At 55.8% G+C, this 22628-nt stretch carries 23 protein-coding genes; 6 read left to right on the top strand and 17 right to left on the bottom strand.

The window, feature by feature from the left end:
• Positions 1–2 precede the first annotated feature (2 nt).
• The 6 genes from QMG27_RS01915 to QMG27_RS01890 form a co-directional block, all read right to left on the bottom strand.
• A complete protein-coding gene (locus tag QMG27_RS01915; RefSeq protein ID WP_281812617.1) occupies positions 3–854 on the bottom strand; it encodes a ThiF family adenylyltransferase in 852 nt (283 codons plus the stop codon).
• Between the two features lie 3 nt (positions 855–857).
• Positions 858–1301 carry a type II 3-dehydroquinate dehydratase gene (aroQ, locus tag QMG27_RS01910; protein ID WP_281812615.1) on the bottom strand — a complete coding sequence of 148 codons (444 nt, stop codon included), beginning with the start codon at positions 1299–1301 and terminating at the stop codon, positions 858–860.
• Between the two features lie 66 nt (positions 1302–1367).
• The gene (locus QMG27_RS01905; protein WP_281812613.1) at positions 1368–2390 is read right to left on the bottom strand and encodes a TRAP transporter substrate-binding protein; all 1023 of its coding nucleotides are present in this window, start codon (positions 2388–2390) and stop codon (positions 1368–1370) included.
• Positions 2391–2477: 87 nt separating this feature from the next.
• Positions 2478–3755, bottom strand: coding sequence for a TRAP transporter large permease subunit (locus QMG27_RS01900; protein ID WP_281812611.1), 1278 nt, complete (start codon positions 3753–3755; stop codon positions 2478–2480).
• A gap of 21 nt (positions 3756–3776) precedes the next feature.
• Complete coding sequence (locus QMG27_RS01895; RefSeq protein WP_281812609.1) at positions 3777–4307, bottom strand: TRAP transporter small permease; 531 nt, start codon at positions 4305–4307, stop codon at positions 3777–3779.
• A 106-nt stretch (positions 4308–4413) separates the two neighbouring features.
• Positions 4414–5079, bottom strand: coding sequence for a TetR/AcrR family transcriptional regulator (locus QMG27_RS01890; RefSeq protein WP_281812607.1), 666 nt, complete (start codon positions 5077–5079; stop codon positions 4414–4416).
• Positions 5080–5186: 107 nt separating this feature from the next.
• Here QMG27_RS01890 and QMG27_RS01885 point away from each other — a divergent pair, with 107 nt between their 5' ends.
• A complete protein-coding gene (locus QMG27_RS01885) occupies positions 5187–5924 on the top strand; it encodes a sulfite exporter TauE/SafE family protein (protein ID WP_281812605.1) in 738 nt (245 codons plus the stop codon).
• Positions 5921–6964: a Gfo/Idh/MocA family oxidoreductase gene (locus QMG27_RS01880; protein WP_281812603.1), complete on the top strand. Its 1044-nt coding sequence runs from the start codon at positions 5921–5923 to the stop codon at positions 6962–6964. Before QMG27_RS01885 ends, QMG27_RS01880 begins: the two co-directional genes overlap by 4 nt.
• A gap of 54 nt (positions 6965–7018) precedes the next feature.
• Here QMG27_RS01880 and QMG27_RS01875 read toward each other — a convergent pair whose 3' ends face one another.
• The 5 genes from QMG27_RS01875 to QMG27_RS01855 form a co-directional block, all read right to left on the bottom strand.
• On the bottom strand, positions 7019–7762 hold the full coding sequence (locus QMG27_RS01875; RefSeq protein ID WP_281812601.1) for an ABC transporter ATP-binding protein: 744 nt from the start codon (positions 7760–7762) through the stop codon (positions 7019–7021).
• 2 nt (positions 7763–7764) lie between these two features.
• Positions 7765–8523, bottom strand: a complete 759-nt coding sequence (locus QMG27_RS01870; RefSeq protein ID WP_281812599.1) for an ABC transporter ATP-binding protein — start codon at positions 8521–8523, stop codon at positions 7765–7767.
• Positions 8520–9503, bottom strand: a complete 984-nt coding sequence (locus QMG27_RS01865) for a branched-chain amino acid ABC transporter permease (RefSeq protein ID WP_281812597.1) — start codon at positions 9501–9503, stop codon at positions 8520–8522. The genes QMG27_RS01870 and QMG27_RS01865 overlap by 4 nt, the downstream gene beginning before the upstream one ends.
• On the bottom strand, positions 9500–10375 hold the full coding sequence (locus QMG27_RS01860) for a branched-chain amino acid ABC transporter permease (protein WP_281812595.1): 876 nt from the start codon (positions 10373–10375) through the stop codon (positions 9500–9502). The genes QMG27_RS01865 and QMG27_RS01860 overlap by 4 nt, the downstream gene beginning before the upstream one ends.
• Positions 10376–10448: 73 nt before the next feature.
• Positions 10449–11594 (bottom strand): ABC transporter substrate-binding protein, encoded by a 1146-nt coding sequence (locus QMG27_RS01855; protein WP_281812593.1) that lies wholly within the window; start codon positions 11592–11594, stop codon positions 10449–10451.
• Positions 11595–11790: 196 nt separating this feature from the next.
• Here QMG27_RS01855 and QMG27_RS01850 point away from each other — a divergent pair, with 196 nt between their 5' ends.
• Complete coding sequence (locus tag QMG27_RS01850) at positions 11791–12588, top strand: IclR family transcriptional regulator C-terminal domain-containing protein (protein ID WP_281812591.1); 798 nt, start codon at positions 11791–11793, stop codon at positions 12586–12588.
• A 13-nt stretch (positions 12589–12601) separates the two neighbouring features.
• Here QMG27_RS01850 and QMG27_RS01845 read toward each other — a convergent pair whose 3' ends face one another.
• Genes QMG27_RS01845 through QMG27_RS01835 form a run of 3 tightly spaced genes read right to left on the bottom strand, consistent with a single transcriptional unit; the run spans position 12602 to position 16681 of the window.
• Complete coding sequence (locus tag QMG27_RS01845; protein ID WP_281812589.1) at positions 12602–13411, bottom strand: sugar phosphate isomerase/epimerase; 810 nt, start codon at positions 13409–13411, stop codon at positions 12602–12604.
• Positions 13412–13430: 19 nt separating this feature from the next.
• On the bottom strand, positions 13431–15830 hold the full coding sequence (locus QMG27_RS01840; protein WP_281812587.1) for an FAD-dependent oxidoreductase: 2400 nt from the start codon (positions 15828–15830) through the stop codon (positions 13431–13433).
• Positions 15831–15865: 35 nt separating this feature from the next.
• Complete coding sequence (locus QMG27_RS01835) at positions 15866–16681, bottom strand: IclR family transcriptional regulator (RefSeq protein WP_281812585.1); 816 nt, start codon at positions 16679–16681, stop codon at positions 15866–15868.
• Positions 16682–16805: 124 nt separating this feature from the next.
• Here QMG27_RS01835 and QMG27_RS01830 point away from each other — a divergent pair, with 124 nt between their 5' ends.
• Together QMG27_RS01830 and QMG27_RS01825 are read left to right on the top strand one after the other, a co-directional pair.
• On the top strand, positions 16806–17600 hold the full coding sequence (locus tag QMG27_RS01830; protein WP_281812583.1) for a ThiF family adenylyltransferase: 795 nt from the start codon (positions 16806–16808) through the stop codon (positions 17598–17600).
• A 3-nt stretch (positions 17601–17603) separates the two neighbouring features.
• Entirely contained in the window at positions 17604–19373 is a 1770-nt protein-coding gene (locus QMG27_RS01825) for an FAD-dependent oxidoreductase (protein ID WP_281812581.1), read from the top strand.
• Here the strand turns inward: QMG27_RS01825 and QMG27_RS01820 are convergent.
• A complete protein-coding gene (locus QMG27_RS01820) occupies positions 19370–20209 on the bottom strand; it encodes a class III extradiol dioxygenase family protein (RefSeq protein WP_281812579.1) in 840 nt (279 codons plus the stop codon). The genes QMG27_RS01825 and QMG27_RS01820 overlap by 4 nt on opposite strands.
• 18 nt (positions 20210–20227) lie before the next feature.
• The gene (locus tag QMG27_RS01815; protein ID WP_281812577.1) at positions 20228–20578 is read right to left on the bottom strand and encodes a protocatechuate 4,5-dioxygenase subunit alpha; all 351 of its coding nucleotides are present in this window, start codon (positions 20576–20578) and stop codon (positions 20228–20230) included.
• An 87-nt stretch (positions 20579–20665) separates the two neighbouring features.
• On the opposite strand from QMG27_RS01815, the gene QMG27_RS01810 reads away from it, so the two are divergent.
• On the top strand, positions 20666–21559 hold the full coding sequence (locus QMG27_RS01810) for a LysR family transcriptional regulator (RefSeq protein WP_281812575.1): 894 nt from the start codon (positions 20666–20668) through the stop codon (positions 21557–21559).
• On the opposite strand, the gene QMG27_RS01805 is transcribed toward QMG27_RS01810, so the two are convergent.
• Positions 21550–22617 (bottom strand): Gfo/Idh/MocA family oxidoreductase, encoded by a 1068-nt coding sequence (locus QMG27_RS01805; RefSeq protein WP_281812573.1) that lies wholly within the window; start codon positions 22615–22617, stop codon positions 21550–21552. The two genes, QMG27_RS01810 and QMG27_RS01805, sit on opposite strands and share 10 nt — an antisense overlap.
• Between the last annotated feature and the right edge of the window lie 11 nt (positions 22618–22628).

Here is a 22628-nt window from a genome sequence, read left to right as displayed (position 1 = left end):
AATTAGTAACTCAGCTGCGCGACATCGCGCAGCACTTCAGCGGTCGTTGTGGGCAAGCCGAAGTATTCCAAATAAGCAGGGATTTGTTCAAACAGCATATCTGAACCCACCTGCACACGGCAGCCACGGTTTTTAGCGGCTTGCAAAAAGGCTGTCATTTCGGTTTTCATCACCACTTCGCCCACAAAGGCATCGGGTGAAATGCGAGACACATCCATCGGCAAGGGATCACCTTCGTTCATGCCCATGGGTGTGGCGTTGACCACCAAGTCTTGGTCAGCGGGGTCGTTCGAACCCGTGCGCACATCGATCTGTGGGTAGTTTTGTTTCAGGCGTTGGCCCAAGGCCTCGGCAGATGCGGTGTTCACATCAAACAAGCTGATGGCCGCAATGCCTGCGCCCGCGAGCGACGCCGCAATCGCGCAGCCCACGCCGCCCGAGCCGACCACCAACACGCGTTTACCTGCGAGGTCAAAGCCTTTGCGTTGCACGCCGCGGACAAAGCCAGCGCCGTCAAACATATCGCCCACCAAACGGCCATCTGAAAGCTTTTTGACCGCGTTGCAAGCACCAGCCACGCGCACAGTGGCCGTGACTTCATCGAGCAAGCCCACCGTCACCACCTTGTGAGGCATGGTGATGAGCGCACCGCAAATATTGGTGAGGCTGAACACCGATTTCAAAAACACCGGGTAGTCAGGCGTTTGGCAACCCATGGGCACCACCACCGCATTGACCCCCGCACTGGCGAAGTACGGGTTGTAGATCATGGGTGACTTGAACGTGTGCGTGGGGTAGCCAATATGGGCAATCAACTGTGTGTTGCCATTGATGGAAATACCATGCTTGCTCATGATTTATTTGGATGACTGAACGGCAGACACGGCAGCACGCAAAGCCAGTTCATAGCTGTCTGCACCGAATCCACAAATTTGGCCACGCACAACTTCGGAAAATACCGACACATGACGGAACGCCTCGCGTGCGTGCACATTGGACATGTGTAGCTCAATGATGGGACAAGTCAACATAGCCAAGGCATCACGAATGCCGTAGCTGTAGTGCGTCCAAGCGCCTGCATTGATGAGTACCGCGCTCACGTTGTCTGTGAATGCACGATGGATGCGTTCACACATCTCGCCTTCGAAATTGGTTTGGAAACATTCCACCTCGGCACCCAGCTCTTTGCCGAGGGCTTGGAGTCGCTCGTCAATCTGTGCGAGCGTGGTCGTGCCGTAATGCTTGGGATCGCGTTTGCCAAACATGTTCAGATTGACGCCATTGAGAACCAAAATTTTCATAACAAGGCCTTTGTTTCAACAAAAAAAGCTTCGCCGCTACCTAGCGGCGAAGCATCGCGAAGTCAATTACTTCGACTTTTTACCGGCTGCGGCTGTTCGCACTTTGTCAATTTCAGCTTGCAACTCTTTCACCACATCTTGACCCACGTTCACGCCGTGCTTCGCTGTGACAGGACGCATTTTGTCGCGCAAGATGGACATCTCGGATTCGGGCAATTGTGTGACTTGCATGCCGTTCTTCTTCAAATTAGCCAACAAGCTGGCTTCCAAGTTGCGAGCAGTTTCGCGTTGGAACTTGGCTGACTCGGTTGCAGCATCAGCCACCACTTTTTTCTCAGCAGCGCTCAGGGTGTCCCAGAACTTTTTGCTGATGATCACAGACTGTGGGTTGTATTGGTGAGCGGTCAGCACCATGTGCTTTTGCACTTCGTACAACTTAGCGCTGTTGATGGTGGGGATGGGGTTTTCTTGGCCGTCCACAGCACCTTGCTCTAACGCGGCATACAACTCGGGGAATGGCAGCGGTGTGGGGTTGGCACCCAAGGCCTTCACCCAATCGACGTTGATCGGGTTAGGAATCACACGCAACTTCAAACCTTCGAGGTCAGACACTTTGTTGATGGCGCGCTTGCCGTTGGTGATGTGACGAAAGCCTAGCTCGTAGTAAGCCAAACCGACCAAGCCTTTTTCTTCCAACTTGGCGTGCATCTTCTTGCCGAAAGGACCGTCCACCACGGCATCCGCTTCTTTGGTGCTGGCGAACATGAAGGGGAAGTCATAAATGGCGAATTCTTTGACTTGGCTGGCGAAGATGCCAGAGTTCATGGAAGCCATTTCCAATGAGCCGCCTTGAATGGCAGACACGTTGGCTTGGTCGCTACCCAGAGTACCACCTGGGAAGATGTTGACCTTCAGCTTGCCGCCAGAGTTCTTCTCAACGATCTCTTTGAATTTCTCCATGCCTTGCACGATGGGGTGACCCGCAGCGTTCTGGTTGGCAAACTTGATGGTTTTCACTTGTGCCGAGGCAATGCCCATGGCGGCCATGGCCACAGTGGCGATCACGGTCTTGATAAATACACGTTTCATGTCAGTGTCTCCTGAAGAACTTTGCGGTCGTACGCCAAAGAAAAGGTTTCACGGTCTGGCGTACCCGGTCAGACCGTGAAAAAGAAATCAATAGAACCAGCGTGCAGGCACCATCACCAATTGTGGGAAGGCCACCATCGCAAACATGATGATGAATTGCGCCACCATGAAGGGCATCACCCCGCGCGTGACCTCGTCCATGCTCACTTTACCCACCCCAGCCACAGCGTTCAACACGGTGCCTACGGGAGGGGTGATCAAACCAATCGCATTGTTGATGATGAACAATACGCCGAAATACACGGGGTCAATGCCAGCCGCTTTCACCACAGGCATGAGCACCGGCGTGAGCAACAAAATCGTGGGCGTCATGTCCAACGCGGTGCCCACCACCATCGTGATGACCATGATGGTCAGCATCAAGAGTTTGGGGCTATCCAGCAAGGGCTCCAACAAGGCCACCAATTCAGCCGGCAAATTCGCCACCGTGATCAACCAAGCTGACACCATGGCAGCCGCCACCAAGAACATCACAATCGCGCTGGTCTTGGCTGAGGCCACAAACAAGGGGTACAAGGTTTTGAGGTTAAGCTCTTTGTAAACAAAGGTGGAAATCACCAAGGCATACACCGCTGCCACCACAGCCGCTTCGGTGGGTGTGAACACACCAAACTTCAAGCCAAACACCACGATGACGGGCAACACCAAGGCCCATGTGGCTTCGCTCAGCGCTTCACGAATCTCACCAAATGATTTGCGAGGGGGCACAGTGACCACCTCTTGACGGGCCAACCACCACCAGGTGATCCACAAGGAAGCACCCAGCAACACGCCCGGCACGATACCGGCCATGAACAGCTTAGAGATGGACACATTGCCTGCCACACCAAAAATCACAAAGCCAATGCTCGGTGGGATCACGGGGGCAATGATGCCGGCAGAAGCAATCAAACCCGCCGAACGTGCACGGTCATGCCCTGCTGCCACCATCATGGGCAACAAGAGCGAGGCCAAAGCCGCAGCATCTGCCACAGCCGAGCCAGACAAAGCCGCCATGATCACCGCGGCCATGATGGTCACATAACCCAAACCACCTTTAATGTGGCCCACGCACGCCATGGCAAAGTTCACGATGCGACGTGACAAACCACCCGCATTCATGATCTCGCCAGCCAACATGAAAAACGGCACAGCCAACAGTGGGAAGCTGTTGGAGCCCTCAATCAAGTTTTGCGCCAAGATTTGTGCGTCAAACATATTGAGGTGCCACATCAGCGCAGCACCGCACAACAACAAAGAGAAAGCGATTGGGATGCCCAACGCCATGGAACCCATCAGGGAAAAGAGAAATACAGCAATCGTCATGGTCTTATTCCTGAAATGGGTTTAGTGGTTGTCGCCGTGAGGGGCCTCTTCAGACTCTTGAATCATCACCAAGTCTTCGTCGCGTACCTGGCCTGTCAACAAGCGAAGAAACTCAGCCGCCAAAATCAAACCGCCCAAGACGGCGAACAAAATGCCTGGCAAATAAATCCATGCCATCGAGGCTTCCATCACTGCACTGGTGCTGTCTAAGTTGATCAACGCTTGGTCGTAAGCGCCTTTGAACAACAGCCAGCACGCAAACAACATCAGGCTGTACGAAGCGCCCAAACAGACTTTTTTACCGAATGGACCGAGGCGACCGATCAACATGTCGGTGCCCAAATGGCCGTGCTCTTTCAAAGCGACGATCGCACCCAAGAAGGTCATCCACACGAATGCCCAACGTGAGAGCTCTTCAGACAAGGTAATGCCAGAGTTCATGGCGTAGCGCAAAAACACGTTGCCAAAGACCAGCACCACCATCAAGGCCAGGCAAAAGGCGATCGCTGCTTCGAGCACTTTGCAGCAGCGATCCAAAATGAGGTTAAACATGAAGAAGATCCTTGAAGAATAGGGGTTTACACAAAATGTACAAACTAGTTACTTTATTGAAGATTGGTGGAAACCCTTATTCGCACATGACATAGCAAACTACCTGCTATGCCACATTTGAATAACTGACAAACCGCAGAACCATATCCACCACACTTTGGCGCCGAGCTGCCAGCGCCTTGCCGGTTTGGCCATTGCGTTTGAAGATCAGATCGAAGGTGTAACGGTTGGACACGTTGAAAAACGTGAGCGCCGAAATCGAGGCGTGGATGTCTATAGGGTCCAGCCCTTTGCGAAACACACCTGCTTTCACGCCGCGCTTGTAAAGCTCTTCGATCGACTGAATGGCAGACACGTTCAGCTCTTGAATGAGCTTGCTTTGCGCCAAATAGGCACCACGCTCAATGTTTTCATTCATCACCAAACGGATGAAATCTTGGTTGCTGTGATGGTGGTCAAACGTGAAACCTACCAAGGCTTTGAGCGCCTCGACGGGAGACAAATCAGCCAGATGCAACTCAGCCTCAGTGGCTCGGATACGGCGATACGCGTCTTCCAATACGGCGAGGTACAAGCCCTCTTTGCTGCCGTAGTAGTAATAGATCATCCGTTTGCTGGTGTGCGTGGCCTCGGCAATGGCGTCGATGCGACCACCCGCCAAACCCTTAGCCGCAAACTCTTGCGTCGCCACAGCCAAGATGCCCGCCATCGTCCGCTCGGGGTCGTTGGTACGCTTAGGCGGCTTGCGCACAGAATGTACTGTTTGGTTCATTCGTAAAGTATAGGTGCCAATCGTTTTCAAACTGTCTCCAGAAGAACCCTAGGAACCGAGTCGAAGCTGCTGGCTACTTAAACTCTGTAAACCATCTCCCTATGCACATGCCCTTCGATTCCTATTTCGTTCTAGCAGGCCTCGCCGCTCTCTTGGTGGGCTTATCCAAGGGCGGCTTGCCTACAGTGGGGATGTTGGCTGTTCCCCTGCTTTCGCTGTTCATGTCACCCGTCAAAGCCGCCGTGCTGTTGCTGCCGATTTACATCATCTCGGATGTGGTGAGTGTGTGGCTGTACCGCAAAAACTTCAGCGCACCCAATTTGAAAATTCTCATTCCCGCTGGTGTGTTGGGTGTGTTCATTGGCTGGTTGACGGCATCGTTCACCTCTGACAGCGCGGTGAAGCTGATGATTGGTTGCTTGGGCGTGGGCTTTTGTCTCAACACCTGGCTGCGCAAAACACCGCAAGACAAGCAACCTGTCAATGCAAAAAAAGGTTGGTTCTGGGGAACAGTGGCGGGCTTTACCAGCTTCATCTCGCATGCAGGTGGGCCCCCTTTTCAAATTTATGTGTTGCCACAGCGCTTACCAAAAGTAGAGTTTTCAGGCACAGCCACCTTGTTGTTTGCCGTCATCAATGCCGCCAAAGTTTGGCCGTACCAACTGTTACAGCCTTATTCGTATGACGACTTGATGCGTGCGGCTGACTTGATTCCATTTGCGTTGGTGGGCACCGTGCTAGGCGCATACATCACCAAGAAAATCGCAGACGCTTGGTTTTACCGATTGGTACAAGCGGGCCTGTTTGCTGTGTCCATCAAACTCATCACGGATGTTGTTCTATGACCACCTCTCACCACGCCCCTTTGCGCATGGGTATTCTGGGTTGCGCCAACATTGCCAAGCAGTTTGCACGCGATGTGACTGATAGCCCACTGGTGTCGATTCAAGCAGTGAGCAGCCGTGATCTCAGCAAAGCACAACACTTTGCGCAAAGCTTTGGCGTCGCCCGCGCCTACGGCAGCTACGAAGCTTTGCTGGCCGATACCTCGCTAGACGCCATCTACATTCCACTACCCAACAGCCTTCACGCCGAGTGGGCCATCCGCGCCATGCAAGCAGGCAAACATGTGCTGTGCGAAAAACCGCTGGCACTCAACTTAGCCGAGGTCACACGCATGTTTGAGGTGGCGCGCCAACACGGTGTGATGCTGCTGGAGTCTTACCCGTATTGGTTTCAACCCCAAACCCGCGATTTGCTGGCGTGTTTGAGCCACGAAAAAATTGGCACTGTGCGCAGCATACAAGCCAGCTTTGGTTTCACTGTGGGCAATGTCGACACCAACATCCGCATGAAACCGGATTTGGGCGGTGGCGCATTGCTTGATGCAGGCAGCTACCCGCTCAGTCTGATTCGCTTGGTCATGGGCTGCGCGCCCACACATGTGATGGCGCATGCGAATTGGGCCGACACGGGCGTGGACATCAGCATGATGGCCACATTGTTTTACGCTGATGGTCGCAGCGCACAAATGTCATGCGCCATGAACACAGCCAACCATCGCCGCGCCACCATCGTCGGCTCGCACGGCACGGTCGAGACCGAGTACCTCAACCACACCAGCGACTCGCACACACATGCTTGGGGCTACTTGCCTAGCCAGCTGCGCGTGCGCCAAGGCATTGCCAATCGCATTGCGTTTGAAGAGATTCAATCAGCCACTGGCAGTGGCTTTCGATTTGCAGCCGAAGCATTTGCGCGTGTCGTGCACGAGGGTGACATCGCCGCCATTGAACGCGCGGCAACCGCGAGCCATGACATCGCCGCCACATTAGATGCCATCCGTACCAGCGCACAGACAGGGCAAACCGTCACGCTGAAGTAGGCGTAAAAAACGTCAGCCTGCAAAGCAAGTTGGCGTTTGTCGGCGCAACGCGAGTTACACAGTTGCAGCAGCCGTGGTGGTGTGCGCCCCACCCAAGAACAATCGTTCCATTTGTGGATCCGCCAAAATTTCAGCGGCTGATTTGTGCAGCACCAAACGGCCAGACTCCAAGGCAATCGCATCGTCCGAGTACTTCAATGCACTCTTGACGTTTTGTTCCACCATCAACACCGTGGTGCCTTGGTCGGCGAGTTTGCGCAAGAGCTTGAACACGTCTTGCACCACCATGGGCGACAAACCAATCGAAGGCTCGTCAATCAACAAGACCTTGGGACGCAGCAACAAAGCGCGGCCAATTTCAAGTTGCTTTTGTTCACCGCCCGACAGTGAAGATGCCAAGGAATTCATGCGCTCTTTCACGCGCGGGAAAAACTCCAGCACCTCAGGAATGCGTTCATGTGTGGTCTTCATGCCCAGCGTGATGCCGCCCAGCTCTAGGTTTTCGTACACCGACAGCTGGCCAAACAAATTGCGACCTTGCGGCACAAAGGCAATGCCACGCGCCAACAAATCTTTTTGCGTGGCACCCGTGATGTCGTCACCATCCAAACGAATCTTGCCTTGGCGTGGATTGAGCAAACCAAACAAGGTTTTGAGCACGGTGGACTTGCCCGCGCCGTTGGGGCCAATCAGCAAAGTGATGGAGCCCTTGGGCACTGAGAACGACAGGTTGTTCAAGATCATGAAATCTTTGTAGCCCGCCACCACATCATCAAATTCAATACAAGCTTGCGTCATGGTCAGTTCCCCAAATAAGCGTCCAGCACTTGTTTATTTGCGCGAATTTCTTCGGGCGTGCCAATGGCCATCACCTTGCCCTCGACCATCACCATGATGCGATGGCACAGGTCCATCACAAAGTCCATGTTGTGTTCGATCACCACAAAGCTGCCCTTGCGGGTTTGGTTCAGTTCCTTGAGCAAGGTGCTGATGCCGCCCACAAGTGATGGGTTCACACCCGCACAAGGTTCGTCGAGCAAGACCAAATCAGGTTCACTCATGAAGGCCATGGCAATGTCCACCAGCTTTTGTTGGCCGTAGCTCAACTCGCCCGCTTTCTTGTCGGCCACATGCTTGATGTGGAATTGGTCAATCAAGGCATCGGCTTTGTCGCCCAAGTTGGAATCGCTGGGCGCAAACATGCGGCTGAACATGGTGCCTTGGTGCTCTTGCGCGGCCACGATCAAGTTGTCACGCACAGTCATCTTGCCAAACACCTGCAAGGTTTGAAAGGTGCGGCCCACGCCACGGCGGTTGAGCTCCAAGGGGCCCAACTGGGTGACGTCTTCGCCATTGAGTTCAATCTTGCCAGTGTCGGGCGTGATTTGGCCCAACATGCTGTTGAACAGAGTGGTCTTGCCCGAACCGTTGGGGCCAATGACACCAAAGATTTCACCAGGACGCACCTCGAACGACACGCCACCCACCGCTTGAATCGCGCCATAGGCTTTCTTCAAGTCAGTGACTTTGAGAACGGGATGATTGGCAGACATCGTCATGCTTGAACTCCTGATTGCGCAGCGGCAGCACGGGCAGCCGATGCTTCACGCGACTGGCGCTTGGCACGCAGACGATCGGGGATGCTCAACAGGCCATCGGGCAAGTAAATCATCAGCATCACCACAGCAGCGCCGAACACAAACAAATACCAAGCCTGCGCAAAGCGCAGCCACTCAGGCAAGATCACACCCACAGCCGCACCCAGCAACGGGCCCAAGAAATAGCCAGGGCCACCGACCACCACCATGAGGTACATCATGATGGACGCCTCTACCGTGAATGGTGCGGGATCGATGAACTGGACCAAGGAGCCAAACAAACCACCGGCAATGCCTGCATAGGCCGCGCCAATGGCAAAGCTCAGCAGGGTGTAACCACGGATGTCCACACCCAAACTTTCGGCACGGATGGGGTTGTCACGCAAGGCAGTAAACGCCTTGCCCCATGGCGAGTGCAACAAGCCCCATAAGAGCAAGCCCAACACCACGGCAAAAGCCAACACCAAGTAGTAGTACGCCAGGTTGCCATCCAAGCTGATGCCAAACGCTTCGGGACGTGCAATGTTGTTGATGCCAAATGTGCCGCCTGTCAGCCACTCTTCGTTGCGCATCACCAACCACACCGCGGTGTTAAAGCCGAGCGTGGCAAACGCCAAATAAATGGTTTGCACGCGCAGGGCTGGAAAGCCAAGCACCAAGCCGACCACAAAGCAACCCAATGCGGCAATCGGCATACCCAACCAAAAGCTGTAGCCTGCTTGCATCAGGATGGCCACGGTGTACGCACCGATGCCAAAGAACGCCGCGTGACCGAGTGATTTTTGACCGGCGTAGCCAATCGTGAGGTTCAGCCCCATCGTGGCAATGACGTAAATCAGCCAGTAGGTGAACAAATAAATGCCGTGGTTTTTAAGCAGCGTGGGCACAAAAATACAGGCCAACAGCCCCAAGAGGCCTGCCAAGAATGCGAGCTTCTTCATACTTTGCGCTCCACTTTTTTACCGAGCAAGCCTTGTGGCTTGAACAAAATCACGACCATGAAAATGATCAGCGCCACGGCGTCTTTGTAGGCAGGCGAAATATAGGCAGCCGCCAAGTTCTCGCACACGCCCACAATCACGCCGCCCAACAACGCACCACGTGAGTTGTTGAAACCACCGATGATGGCGGCGAAGAAAGCCTTGTTACCCAAAGACGACCCCATGTCGAACTTGGCCAAGTAAGTGGGCGTCACCAAGATAGCTGCTGCCGCTGCCAACACCGCGTTGATGGCGAAGGTGTAAAAAATCATGCGTGGCACATTGATGCCGAGCACTGAAGCGCTCTCGGTGTTTTGCGCCACGGCTTGCATGGCACGGCCAGTGACGGTCTTGGCCAAAAACGCTTGTGTGGCCAACACCAAAATCATGGCAAACACAAAGGTGCCAATGTCGGTGGCCGAGATGGTCACCCCTGCTAGGTTGTACACCTCGTCAGGGAACAAGTTGGGGAAAGGTTGGGGCTCAGCGCTGTAGCCCGCACGCACGGCATTGCGCATGGCGATGGACAAACCAATGGTGGCCACCACGATGGGCATCATGCCGAACTTGAACAAGGGGTCCACCACACCGCGCTTGAACAACCAGCCCAGCACAAAGACCGACAACACACAGCTGGCTGCAAAGCTCAGCACCAAAGGAAAGCCCGCAGCCATGAAACCCAGCATCATGAAGGCAGGCAACATCACAAACTCGCCTTGCGCGAAGTTGATGGTGCCCGACGCTTGCCACAGCAAGGTAAAACCCAGCGCGGCCAGCGCATAAATGCTGCCGGTGGCCAGGCCACTAAAAAAGAGTTGGAGGAAGTCGGTCATGATTTTTTGAAAATAAGAACCCCATCGCATCGGCTTTTGGCCGATGCGTTCGAGTCAATGACAAAAGGAAAAATTACTTCTTGGCGTTCAACGGGGGCAAGGTGGCTGTCACCACTTGGCGGCCGTTTTTCACTTCGATCAAATAGCTTTCGCGATCGAGGTCACCGTTGGCATCAAAGCTCACATCCATGATGACGCCAGGATTTTTCTTGGCGCTGATTTGGATGCCGTGCAGTGCTTGAGCCACAGCCTTGCGATCGAGCTTGCCCACTTTTTCAATGGCTGCTTTCAACACATACACACCTGTGTAGCCCTTGATGCCGTTGTGGTCAGAGATGCTGCCGTAGGCTTGGTAGTACTTGGCCTTGAACTTCAACATTTCGGGGTTAGGCGCGTCCACGGTCAAGCCAACGTGGGCAATCGCGCCGTTGGCAGCGTCGCCCGCCAACTCAATCACTTTTTGACCAACCAAGGTGGTCTCACCAATCACAGGCTTGTTCCAACCTTGCTTTTTCAACTCGCGCAACAAGCGAGCAGATTCTTCTTCGTTGGTGTAGGCAAAGATCGCGTCAGCATTGCTTTGCTTGGCTTTCAACACAGCGGCTGAAAAGTCCACTTGGCCAGCATCGGTCGAGATGTCGGCCACCACTTTGGTGGAGCTGCCATCCAACAATTTGGCCAAGGTGTCGCGACCGCCTTTGCCGAAGTCGTTGTTCACATAAATCACAGCCAAAGTTTTGGCCTTGGTGTTGATGAACTTAGCGAGTTTGGGGAAAGAAACACTTTGACCAAACGCTGTGCGGAAGACATAGGGGTTGCCTTGCGCGGTGATGGCAGCTGCTTCGCCACCGGTGAAGTTAGGCACTTCGCCGCGCTTAGATTCGGCCATGGACACCATGATGGAGCCTGAGTACACAGGGCCGTAAATGGCGAACACGCCATCGTCCACTGCTTTTTGCGTCAAGCCTTTGGCCACGCCGGGGTTGGTTTGCGTGTCGACGGTGTAGTTCTCGATCTTCTTGCCCAAGATACCGCCGTTCTCGTTGATCTCTTTCACCGCCAATTCCACACCGTTTTTAAACACGGTACCAGCCGTGGTGCCAGGGCCAGAAAGCTCAACGATGTTGGCAATCTTGATGGTTTGCTGGGCTTGTGCCATGCCAGCTACGCCGAGGATGGCAGCGGCTGCCACGAGCTTGAGGGTCATACGTTTTGTCATGGTTTGTCTCCTAAAGGAAGGTGAGGCCTGAAGGTCAGGCTAGGGTTACAGGGCAACGCGTTCTCGTCCATCCTGTCTGGTGCAGGAATTTAGGTTGAAAACAGCGTTTTTTCGAAAAAACTTTTCCGTTTTGCGCGATTAACGAACATTTTTGCGCGATCATCGAACCCTCCAAGGGTTTCCACTGGACAGACTCATGACCGCTGCTTACAAGGGCGTCGAAAACGAAGCGCCCCACACACTCGACAAACGCGACTGGATTGCGGGATTGGAAAAAGGCTTGACATTGATTCAAACCTTCGACGAAGCACACTCGCGCCAAACTGCCAGCCAAGCGGGACAACGCTGCGGTCTCACGCGAACAGCCGCGCGACGTTACTTGCTGACCTTGCAACATTTGGGCTTTGTGGCGGGCGATGGCAAATTGTTTTGGCTCACGCCCAAAGTCATGCGCTTGGGGCAGTCGTATTTGGAATCTGCGCGCTTGCCACGTTTGGTGCAACCCTCGTTGCAACGGGTGGCGATGGGAACACAAGAAATTTCGTTTGTCGGTGTGCTCGACGGTTACGACATCGTCTACATCGCCCGCAACGGGCAAAACCGCAGCATGAACACCAGCTTCGCGCTGGGTGCGCGTGTGCCGGCGCACACCACCGCATCGGGCATGTTGCTCATTGCGCTGTTGGGGCCCGCTGAAGTGGATGCGTGGCTCGACACCTCGCCCCTGCGCACCTTCACCTCGCACACCATCACCGATGTGAACTACATGCGCCAGCAAATGCAAATCATCCGTCAACAAGACTGGTGTCTGTCCGAGCAACAACTCGACATGGCCTACCGAGGCGTGTCGGTCCCCTTGCGTGACCACAAAGGCACGGTCATTGCCGCACTGAGCGTGAGCATGCCCATGCAGCAAGAAACCTCCGAGCAAGCCGTCAAGCGCGTGCTGCCCCTGCTGCGCGAAACCGCGCAAGGGCTGATGCCGCTGCTGTGACGTCGCCTGCATCTCAAGTGTCTCCCAATAGTTTTTTGCTCGCCTCCAGTGCCAGCTTGGCCCAAGCTTTGTCGCCGATGGGCTGCGAGCGTTCGAGGTTGACGATTTCCACGCTCACCGGCAAGTCTTGCGGCAAGGTGGTAAACAAACCTTTCAGGTCAATATTGCCTTCGCCGGGTAGCAAGCGTTCTTGGCGTGCGGTGTGAATGAGTTCGTCGGTCGTGAAGTTCAAGCCTGCGGTGGCATCGCACATCTGCGCGTAGTGCAACAGTTCGCGTGGGATGGCCGCTATGTCTTGCAGCGTGGTGGCGGAACGCCCAAAGTGCAAAGCATCCACCAAGATGCCCGAATTGCTGGGGCGACCAGCTAATTCAATGATGCGCATAGCTTGCTTGGCGTCTTTCACTGCCGTCCACGGCATGAATTCCAAATCGCCAGTCAACCCATAGGGACGCATGGCCTCGCACAAACGTGCGTAGTTGTCGGCCAAGCGTTGTTCGTTCGTGTCGTCAGCGGCCACCAGCACGGCCTTGGCGCCCAAGGTTTGGCCAATGTCCATCAACGCAGTTTGATCGCACACGTTGAAGTGTTCGCCGATGCGGATGATTTCTAAGTCGTACACACCCACACCGGTGTCACGCATCACCGCTTGGGTTTCGCGCAGCACAGCAGCATTGCCAATCAAGGTTTGAAAGGGTGCACCGGGTCCGTTAGGTTGCACGCGCAAGCCCACATAGGCATAGCCCAACTCTGCCGCAATGCCAATGGCTTGCGGGACAGTGGATGCATTGGCCGTGAGGTACGCGAGCGAATAGGTACGCATGGTGTGCTGCCTTGACGATTTATTTCAGTGGAGAAACCGCCGTGGGCAACGCGATGGTGGAGACCATGTTGGTGGTCAAGTTGGCAGGGCCGCCTTTGGGCGGCCAAATGCCTTGAGCCACCGCATCGGCGCGGGCTTTGCTGCGTGCATCAATCGTGGGGTAAGCCCAGATGTTGGTGAAACGCAGGGGGCCATCCAAAGCGACCATGGCCACCACGCAAGGTGAAATTTTTTCGCGTGCAGGAATGGCTTGCTCCCACAAATCAATCGTGGGTTGCACGCCACCGGGTTTGATGCCATAGGTTCGGATTTCATACACGGGGCCATTGATGCCACTCTCTGCGCTGGGGCGCACGGGCTTCATCCAAGGAAAGCCTTGGTAGCTGTGTTGCTCCAAACTTTGGAAGATGTCGCCGCAACCAAAGGGACTGGCGTTTTGTTGTGTGCGGTTGCGTTCGGCTTGCAACGTGGCGAGGTCATCAAAACCGCGCAACACAATCATTTGGTTGAGCACGCCAATGTCAGTGAACCAGCAGCCCAGCAATTCGCCTTGGCCTTGGGCGCAAAACGTTTGCACGTTGGTGGCGGCTTGCGCAGCAGTGCCAAAAGGCAGCGTCATGGTGGCGAGTTCGTAATACATGGGGGAAGTCCTTTTCAAAAATGGATGTTCAGAAGATGCAAAGTCGGGTGACAAACGTGCTGCGTGATGCGCCGCCAAATAGCCAAAGGTCATGGCGGGGCCGAGGGTGATGCCGCCACTCGGGTAGTTGCCGCCCATCACGCTAGAAAGATCGTTGCCGCCCGCATATAAACCGTCGATGGGTTGGCCTTGTGCATTGAGCACTTGTGCGTGCGCATTGCAACGCAGACCCGCAAACGTGCCCAAGCTACCCGCGACGATGCGCACTGCGTAAAACGGACCATCTTGAATGGGGGCCATATTGGGGTTGCGGCCTTCGTGTGCAGCGTCGCCTTGCACACGGTTGTAGGCGGTTTGGCCTTTGGCAAATTCACCGTCGTAGCCAATGTCGGCTTGGGTGTTGTAACGCGCCACGGTGTTTTGCAAGGCCACGGGGTCGATGCCGCAAACTTGCGCCAACTCGGCCAAGGTGTTGCCACGCTTCAAGTAACCGTTGGCCAACATGCTGTGCATGGGCACGGGTGCAGGCTTGACCGCACCCAAGCCCCATCGACGGATGAAGCGGTGGTCCACCACCAGCCACGCTTGCACGGGCTCGCCTTCCGGCAGGGCGTTGATCAAACCTTGCATGAAGTCGTGGTACGAGTCGGCTTCGTTCACAAAGCGTTTGCCAAAGCGTGTGACCGCAATCAAGCCGGGCTTGCCGCGTTCGATCAAATGGGGGAAGTGCGTCACCCCTCCATCCGATCGTGGCACCAAGGACACAGGCGCCATGGCGGCGGCGTGCTTCAAATCGGTTGCCACCACAGCACCCACCGATTCGCCTAAGCGCAAACCATCGCCGGTGTTGCCGCCTGAAGCGGCAGAAAAATGTTGCTCGCCGGTGGGGTCGTGCGGCAAAAGTTGACGTTTACGCTCTGGGTCGTGCGGGAAGCCGCCAGTGGCCAACACGACACCGCGCTTGGCGCGAAGGGTTTGCTCTACGCCGTGGTGCATCACCACCGCGCCACACACTTTTTGCGAACCATCGTCGCCTTCGGTGAGCAAACGCACCGCAGGGCTGTTCACGCGAATGTCTACGCCTGCATCGAATGCAGACTTTGCCAGTCCTGCGATCAAGGCATTGCCGTTGACCAACTGCATGCCGCGCCCATGCAAAAGCAAATCGAACAAATGACGCGTGACACGCTTGGCCACATGGAAGAACGAGCCCCATGAACGCAAGGCATTGAAGAAGTGGCGAATGTCTGCACCCGAGGCAATGCCCATGCCCAAGAAAGTCATCTCATACAGGGGACGCTTGAGTTGCTTGACATGCTTGCCTAGCAAGCGGCCATTGAAAGGTGCCGCGCACACCGAGCGACCACCCAAGGCTGCGTCTTCGGTCTTGCCGTGGAAATCAGGAATCAAGTTGCCATCGATGAATTGCAGTGCGGTGTGCTCTTGAAAGAAACGCACCATGCGCGGACCATGAGTCAGGAAAGCACGCGCACGCGTTTCGTCAAACTGCTCACCGAGTTCGTGGCGCAAATACGAGAGTGGCTTTTCAATCGGCTCGGTGATGCCCGCTTGAATGGCGAGTGGGTTGCACGGAATCCACATCCAGCCGCCCGACCACGCGGTGGTGCCCCCATAGTGCGGGTCTTTCTCGACCACGATGACTTTGAGACCTAAATGCGCTGCGGTCACTGCGGTGGACAACGCGCCCGCACCGGAGCCCACCACGAGCAAATCGCAATCCCAAGCTTTGTGGGTGGTGTCGAGTGATTGAGGCGTCATGATGAACGTGTCCGTGTCAGTTCATGCAGCGCCCATCAAGCGGCGTAAATGGGTTGCAAACGCACATGACTGGTACCACGCGTCAACATAGGCGACGCGCCACTGGCCGCAGCCAACTGCGCCGCACACGACAACAAATCAGGCGCCAAAGCCAACATGCGCTCACGCGTCAAACGCGCCGATGGACCCGCCACACTGATGGTGCCCATGGGCAACTGCCCCGCCAAGCCCACAGGGGCGGCGATGGCATTGAGGCCCGCAGTGTAGGTTTCTTCGGTCAGGCTAAAGCCTTGTTTGCGGGTGTCATGCAAAACCTTGAGAAAGGCTTTCAAACTCTTGGGTGCATTGGGGCCGAAGTCTTGTGGCAAGCCCAAACCTTGTTGCGACACGAGCGCCAAAGCATCGTCATCCTTCATGGTGGACAACCAAGCCAAGCCCGACGATGAACAACTCAGTCGCGCAATGCTGCCCATGTCTGGGTCGTAGCGCAGTCCTTGGCGTGCACCTTGTGCGCGGGCCACCCATGTCAGGCGGTCGCCATCAACCACGGACAAACGCACAAGCTCGCCGGTTTGCTCGGCCAAGCGATCCAGCAGTGGCTGAGCCACGTCAATGACACCGGTTTTGCTGAGGTAGCTCAAACCCAAAGACACGAGCTTGGTGGTCAACACATACTCGCCCATGTCACGGGTTTGGCGCACGTATCCAAAACGAATGAGGTCCGCCAGCAAACGGTGCGCAGCGCTTTTGGGCATGTTCAGCTTGTCAGCCAACACAGCCAGCTCTACGCCCTGCCCTTGCTCGGACAGCAGCTCCAAGATACCCAAAGTTCGTTCAAGTACGCCGCTCATGGTGGTGTGTGTTGGTGAAGATGAACGTCACTTTAGCACAAAAATTGAAATTTGTTCAAAAGTTGAACGTCGTTCCATTTTTGGATAAACTGCACCACATTCATCCACTCAACGCTTCATCTCCATGCTTGAAAACTACAGCGGCGCCACACGTGTTCATGTCATTGTTGGCGACCCGATTGCCCAAGTGAAATCGCCCTACGGCGTGACCCAAGCGTTTGAATCGCAGGGCCGTGACGCCATCTGCGTTCCCGCGCATGTCGCCCCCGCTGACTTGACCGACTGGTGGGCTGGCACCAAACGCGCACAAAACATCGACGGCCTCATCGTCACCGTGCCGCACAAATTTGCCTGCACCGCGTTTTGCGACGAGCTGTCTGAGCGTGCGGCCTTCTTGGGCACGGTCAACACCGTGCGCCGTGACAAGCAAGGCCGCTGGCACGGCGACATGTTTGACGGCCTGGGCTATGTGCGCGCGATGGAGAACAACGGCTGCGTGTTGAAAAACAAACGCGCCTTGCTGGTGGGCGCAGGTGGCGCTGGCTCAGCCATCGCGCACAGCTTGGTGCTGGCAGGCGTGAGCGAATTGGCCATTCACGACCCCGACAACCAACGCCGTCAATCACTGATCGACCGCCTCAACAGCTTGAAGCTGGGCAAAGTCACGCAAGGTAGCTCAGACCCCACGGGCTTTGATGTGGCCGTGAACGCCACGCCCATCGGTATGAAAGAAAGCGATCCCACACCGATTGACGTCACCAAAATCAACGGCGACATGTTCATCGGCTGCGTCATCACCGCGCCCGCCATCACCCCCTTGATTGCCGACGCTCGCGCCAAAGGCTGCAAGACCGTCACAGGTGCCGACATGTTTGCGCAAGTGCGTGAGTTGATGGTGAACTTCCTTCTGGAGATTTGAGCCATGAGCCACACCTTGCAAGCGCTGACCCAGCGCATCAACACCGATCTGTCCCAATTCAAAGACCAACACACGGTCGACCTCGTGGTCATTGGCTCTGGCGGCGCGGGCTTTTCTGCCGCACTCAATGCCGCCATTGACGGTGCACGCGTGTTGCTGGTGGAACGCATGGCCCATGTGGGTGGCACCACCGCCCTGTCAGCGGCGACCACTTGGGTGCCTGGCACCAAGCGCGGTTTGGAAGTGAACCCCGACGACACACCCGAGCGCGTGGCCACGTTTTTGAACCTCGCCGTGGGCGAGCGCTCAGACGCCAAACTGCGCCAATCGTTCATCGACAACGGCCCACACGCGATTGCCAAACTCGAAGCCAACAGCGCCCTGCAATTCCAAGTGCGCATGTTGCACCCCGACTATTTGTCGGAGCTCGAAGGCTCGGTGTTGCGTGGTCGCGCGATTGAGCCTCAACCCTTCGATGGCAAACTGCTCGGCCCGAACCTCCCGCTCGTACGCAACCCCATCCCCGAGTTCACCGTGCTCGGCGGCATGATGGTGGACCGTGATGACATCTTCCACTTGCTCCGTTTGACCGAAACATGGAAGTCGTTCAGCTACAGCGCACGCATCATCGTGCGTCATTTCCTCGATCAATTACTGCACCCACGCAGCACGCGCTTGGTCATGGGCAACGCCATGATTGCGCGCATGCTCTACAGCTACATCCAACGCCAAGGCTTGTTGGTGACCAACACCGAAGCTACACAATTGCTGCAAGATGGCAACACCATTCAAGGTGTCGTGTTGCAACAAACCTTTGCAGATGGCACCTTGGTCAAACGCACCGTACGCAGCAAAGGCGGCGTGGTCATGGCCAGCGGTGGTTTTAACCGCCACGCCACACGCCGCGCACAAATGTTGCCCGGCGCCCAAGAAGCCTGGTGCCCCGCAGGCCCCGGCCACTCCGGCAAAGCGCAAGACTTGGCTTTGCAAGCAGGAGGTCAACTCGGCACCTGTGGTTTGAGCCACGCGTTTTGGGCACCTGTGTCTACACGCCAACGCACCGATGGCAGCACCGCCGTGTTTCCTCACTTCGTGATGGACCGCGGCAAGCCCGGCATGATCACCGTGGACAGCCAAGGCCAACGCTACTTGAACGAATCCACCTCGTACCACTTGTTTGGCATTGCCATGCAAGCCCACCACGCCACCACGCCCAGCGTGCCCTCGTGGTTGGTGTGTGATGCAGGCGCATTAAAGCGCTACGGCATTGGCATGATTCGGCCCGGTGGCAAGGGCCTTGCACCTTTCTTGGCCGATGGCTATTTGAAGCAAGGCCACACCTTGGCCGACTTAGCCAAGCAACTCAACATGCCCGCAGACAAGCTGCAAGCCACCGTTGAGCGTTTCAATGCATTTGCAGACAAAGGCGTGGACGAAGACTTCCAACGCGGCACCACCGACTACCAACGCGCCAACGGCGACGCCACATGGCACGGTCCTAACCCCTGCTTAGGCGCGTTGCGCGAAGGCCCGTTCTACGCGATTGCGCTCTACCCCGGCGACATTGGCGCGGCCACAGGCTTGGTCACCGATGGCGATGCGCGTGTGCTCAATGCACAAGGTGTGGCGATTGATGGTTTGTATGCGGCGGGTAACGACATGCACTCCATCATGGGTGGTATTTATCCAGCGCCCGGCATCACCATTGGTCCTGGGGTGACGTTTGGTTACTTGGCTGCGAAACATGCCGTGGCTCGCGCACGCATGATTTAAGCGGCCGCCAACGCCATCACACCCGTGGCCGTGTTGGAAATTGGGATGTGATAGTTGCTGTGTACGGTCTTGGCTTTGGTCGCCCCCAAGGCACCGCGCATGGCCAGCCAGTTGAGCAGCTCGATACCCTGCGTGCCCGTTTTCTCCACCAACTCGTGGATGCTGTATTGCGTGGCCCACTCGGGGTTGTCGTTCAAGCTTTGCATGAACTCGAGGTCAAACTTCTTGTTGATGAAGCCTGCGCGTTCGCCATCAAGCTGGTGGCTCAAGCCACCCGTGCCGATGACCACCACGTTCTCGTTGCTGTCCCAGCTGCGAATCGCTTCGCCAATGGTTTTGCCAAACTCGTAGCAGCGCTTGGCACTGGGCAGGGGGAACTGCACGGTGTTCAAGTTCACAGGCACGATGCGCACGGGGCAAATCTCTTGCGGCCAAAACAGTTTGAGTGGAATCGTGCAAGCATGGTCCACCAACATTTCTTGGCAAGTGACGATGTCGAATTCTTTCTCGATCAAGTGGTTGATGAGGTGCCATGACAAATCCACACAACCTTGAATGGGCGGCAAGGTAGGAATGCCCCAGCCTTCATCGGCGTTGCGGTATTCGGTGGCGGCACCCACGGCGAAGGTGGGCATTTTGTCGAGGAAGAAGTTCAAACCATGGTCGTTGTAAAACACCACCGCCGTGGTGGGCTTGACTTGGCCAAGCCATTCACGGATGGGCGGAAAACCATCAAAGAATGGTTTCCAGTACGGGTCTTGCTGCAAGCCTTTGGCAATTGCGCCGCCAATGGCTGGGATGTGAGATGCGGCCAAGCCGCCAACAATGTTTGCCATGAAGGTGTCTCCTGAAATTTATTGGTGGGCAGCAGCCAAGAGCTTGGCTTTGAATTCATCTTTGGTCATGCCTGTTTGGGCAGCACCGAGGTCTTGCACGTCCAAGCCCAAGATGCCCGCGAACTTGGCGAGGTAATACACATTGCCGCCCGCAGCAATCAGGCCCAGCACGTTGCGCGTGCGAATCGCCGTGGCCTGCTCGTCGTTGAGGCCATAGGCTTTCATGTACGCCTCTTCATCGCCTTTGAACGCATTGCGGTTGTCGGCTGAGTTGAAGGAGTAGCACATCTTGTTGAGGGCGTAGCCTTTTTTGGCTTGCTCGCCATCAAACAAGGTGGTGCCAAAAATAGGTTCAGGCTTGTTAGTCATGGGCGCCTCTTGGCTAGAAGTATTGGAATGAGACAGAGTGTGTCGTTTTCAACCCATAAAATAAACAAGGCAATACTCATATATTCCATGAAAAAATTTAATCATTTGGATTTGGACGGTCACCTACTGCATTCACTGAGCACCGTCATCGAGCAAGGCTCAGTCACGGCTGCGGCCAACGTCTTAGGGCTAACCCAATCGGCCGTGAGCCACCAGCTTGACCGCTTGCGTGCCATCGTGGGCGATGCTTTGTTTGTCAAATCAGGGCGCGGCATTGTGCCCACGGCACGGGCCGAAGCATTGGCTTTGCAAGCGCAAGGGCTGCTCACTCAGCTGCAAGGGTTTGTCCACAGCGGGGCGTTTGAACCAGCACGACTCACGCAATGCTTCACCATCGCCGCCAATGATTTGCAACGCGACTTGTTGTTGCCGCGCTTGCTCAGCCGCTTGCAAGCACAAGCCCCGGGCGTGACACTGCGCGTGGTGCCCTCGGATGTACCCAGCGCGGATATGCTGCGTGCACAAGATTGCCAGTTGGTCATCAGCCCCCGCCCGCCCGACGCCACCGACATCAAACACAAACGCTTGTTTGCCGACAGCTACCGCGTGTTTTACGACCCACAGGTGCGCAAGGCGCCGCGCTCTGTCAAAGCCTACGAAGCGGCAGAACACATCACGGTGGTGCACCAACCGCGCCGCAGTTTGGACATTGACGACTTGTTACTCAAGCGTGGCGTGAACCGTCGGTTTGCAGCCACCCTCAGCAGCTTTGCAGGCGTAGCGGCATTTGTAGCAGGCACCGACCGCTTAGCCACACTACCGGGTTTGCTGCGTCAAAGTTTGCTGCGCGGCTTGGCCGATGCGCCACTCCCGTTTGAAACGCCCGAGATGCCCATGTATGCCATTTGGCATGTGCGACACCAACAAGACCCGGTGCACATTTGGCTACGTGAGCAGCTCATGCAGATCAATCAGCACTGAGGAATATCAACCAATACGCCTGTTTTGGCAGCCAACGAAATGGCCTCGGTCACACGCAAGTTATTCAAACCATCACGCGCCGTCACCAAGGGTTGCGCATGGCCTTGCACCACATCGCACAAGTGATCAATTTGTCGCACCAAGGGGTCATCACGCAACAACGCCACCGAGCTGACTTCAAACGGCTTCATCCACGAACGGTCTTCATCGCGAGCATAGGTTTTCAGTCGCATGGTGGGCACCGACAAACTGCCGCGCGTGCCTGAAACGACATAGCAGTCTTCGTCGTCATAGCTGGCGTAGGCCTTGTTTTCTTGGCTGGTTTGCTCCCAGCTGCGTGCGCAAGCCGCGGTGTCGGACAACATGAACGTGCCCAGCACGCCACTGGCAAAACGCAGGTTGATGGCCACCGTGTCTTCCACCGCAAAGCCGCGTGTGGCGTTGGACGCAAACGCTTGCACAGCCACAATGTCGCCGCACAACATGCGCAGGTTGTGCACTTCATGAATCAAATTAATGAGTATGGGGCCACCACCCACTTCACGTCGCCAAGGGCCGTCGTTGAAATAGCTGTCGGGTTTGAAAAACAAAGCGCTGCCCATCACGGACACCAACGCGCCTAATTTGCCAGAGCTGACTACCTGCTTGGCTTGCGCCATGATGGCACTGTGCGCGCGGTGATGGCCAATCAACACCTTGGAATGTGTAGCCTCTACTTGGTCGACAAGAGCTTGCGCTTCTTGCACCGTGGTGGCGATGGGTTTTTCTAGCAGCACAGGCACGCCCGCTGCGATGCACTGCAAGGCCTGCGGCACATGCAAGGCGTTGGGCGTGGCCAAGATGATGGCATCGGGTTTGTGCTGTGCCAACAAGGCATCGAGCGTGGCAAACAATGGAACGCTATGAATTTTTGCCACAGCACCAGCGTTGGGTGATGGATCCACAATGCCGCTGAGCAGGCAACGCGGGTTGTGCGCGATGGCTTGAATGTGCGCCAAGCCAATCGCGCCCGCACCCGCCACAGCAATTTGCAAAGGTGAAGGTGAAGGTGTGGTCATTGTGAAAGCAC

This window comes from Limnohabitans sp. MORI2, assembly GCF_027925025.1.
Classification (GTDB): Bacteria; Pseudomonadota; Gammaproteobacteria; order Burkholderiales; family Burkholderiaceae_C; genus Limnohabitans.
The sequence above is the reverse complement of the archived record's forward strand: the minus strand, read 5'-3'. Positions and strand labels throughout refer to the sequence as shown.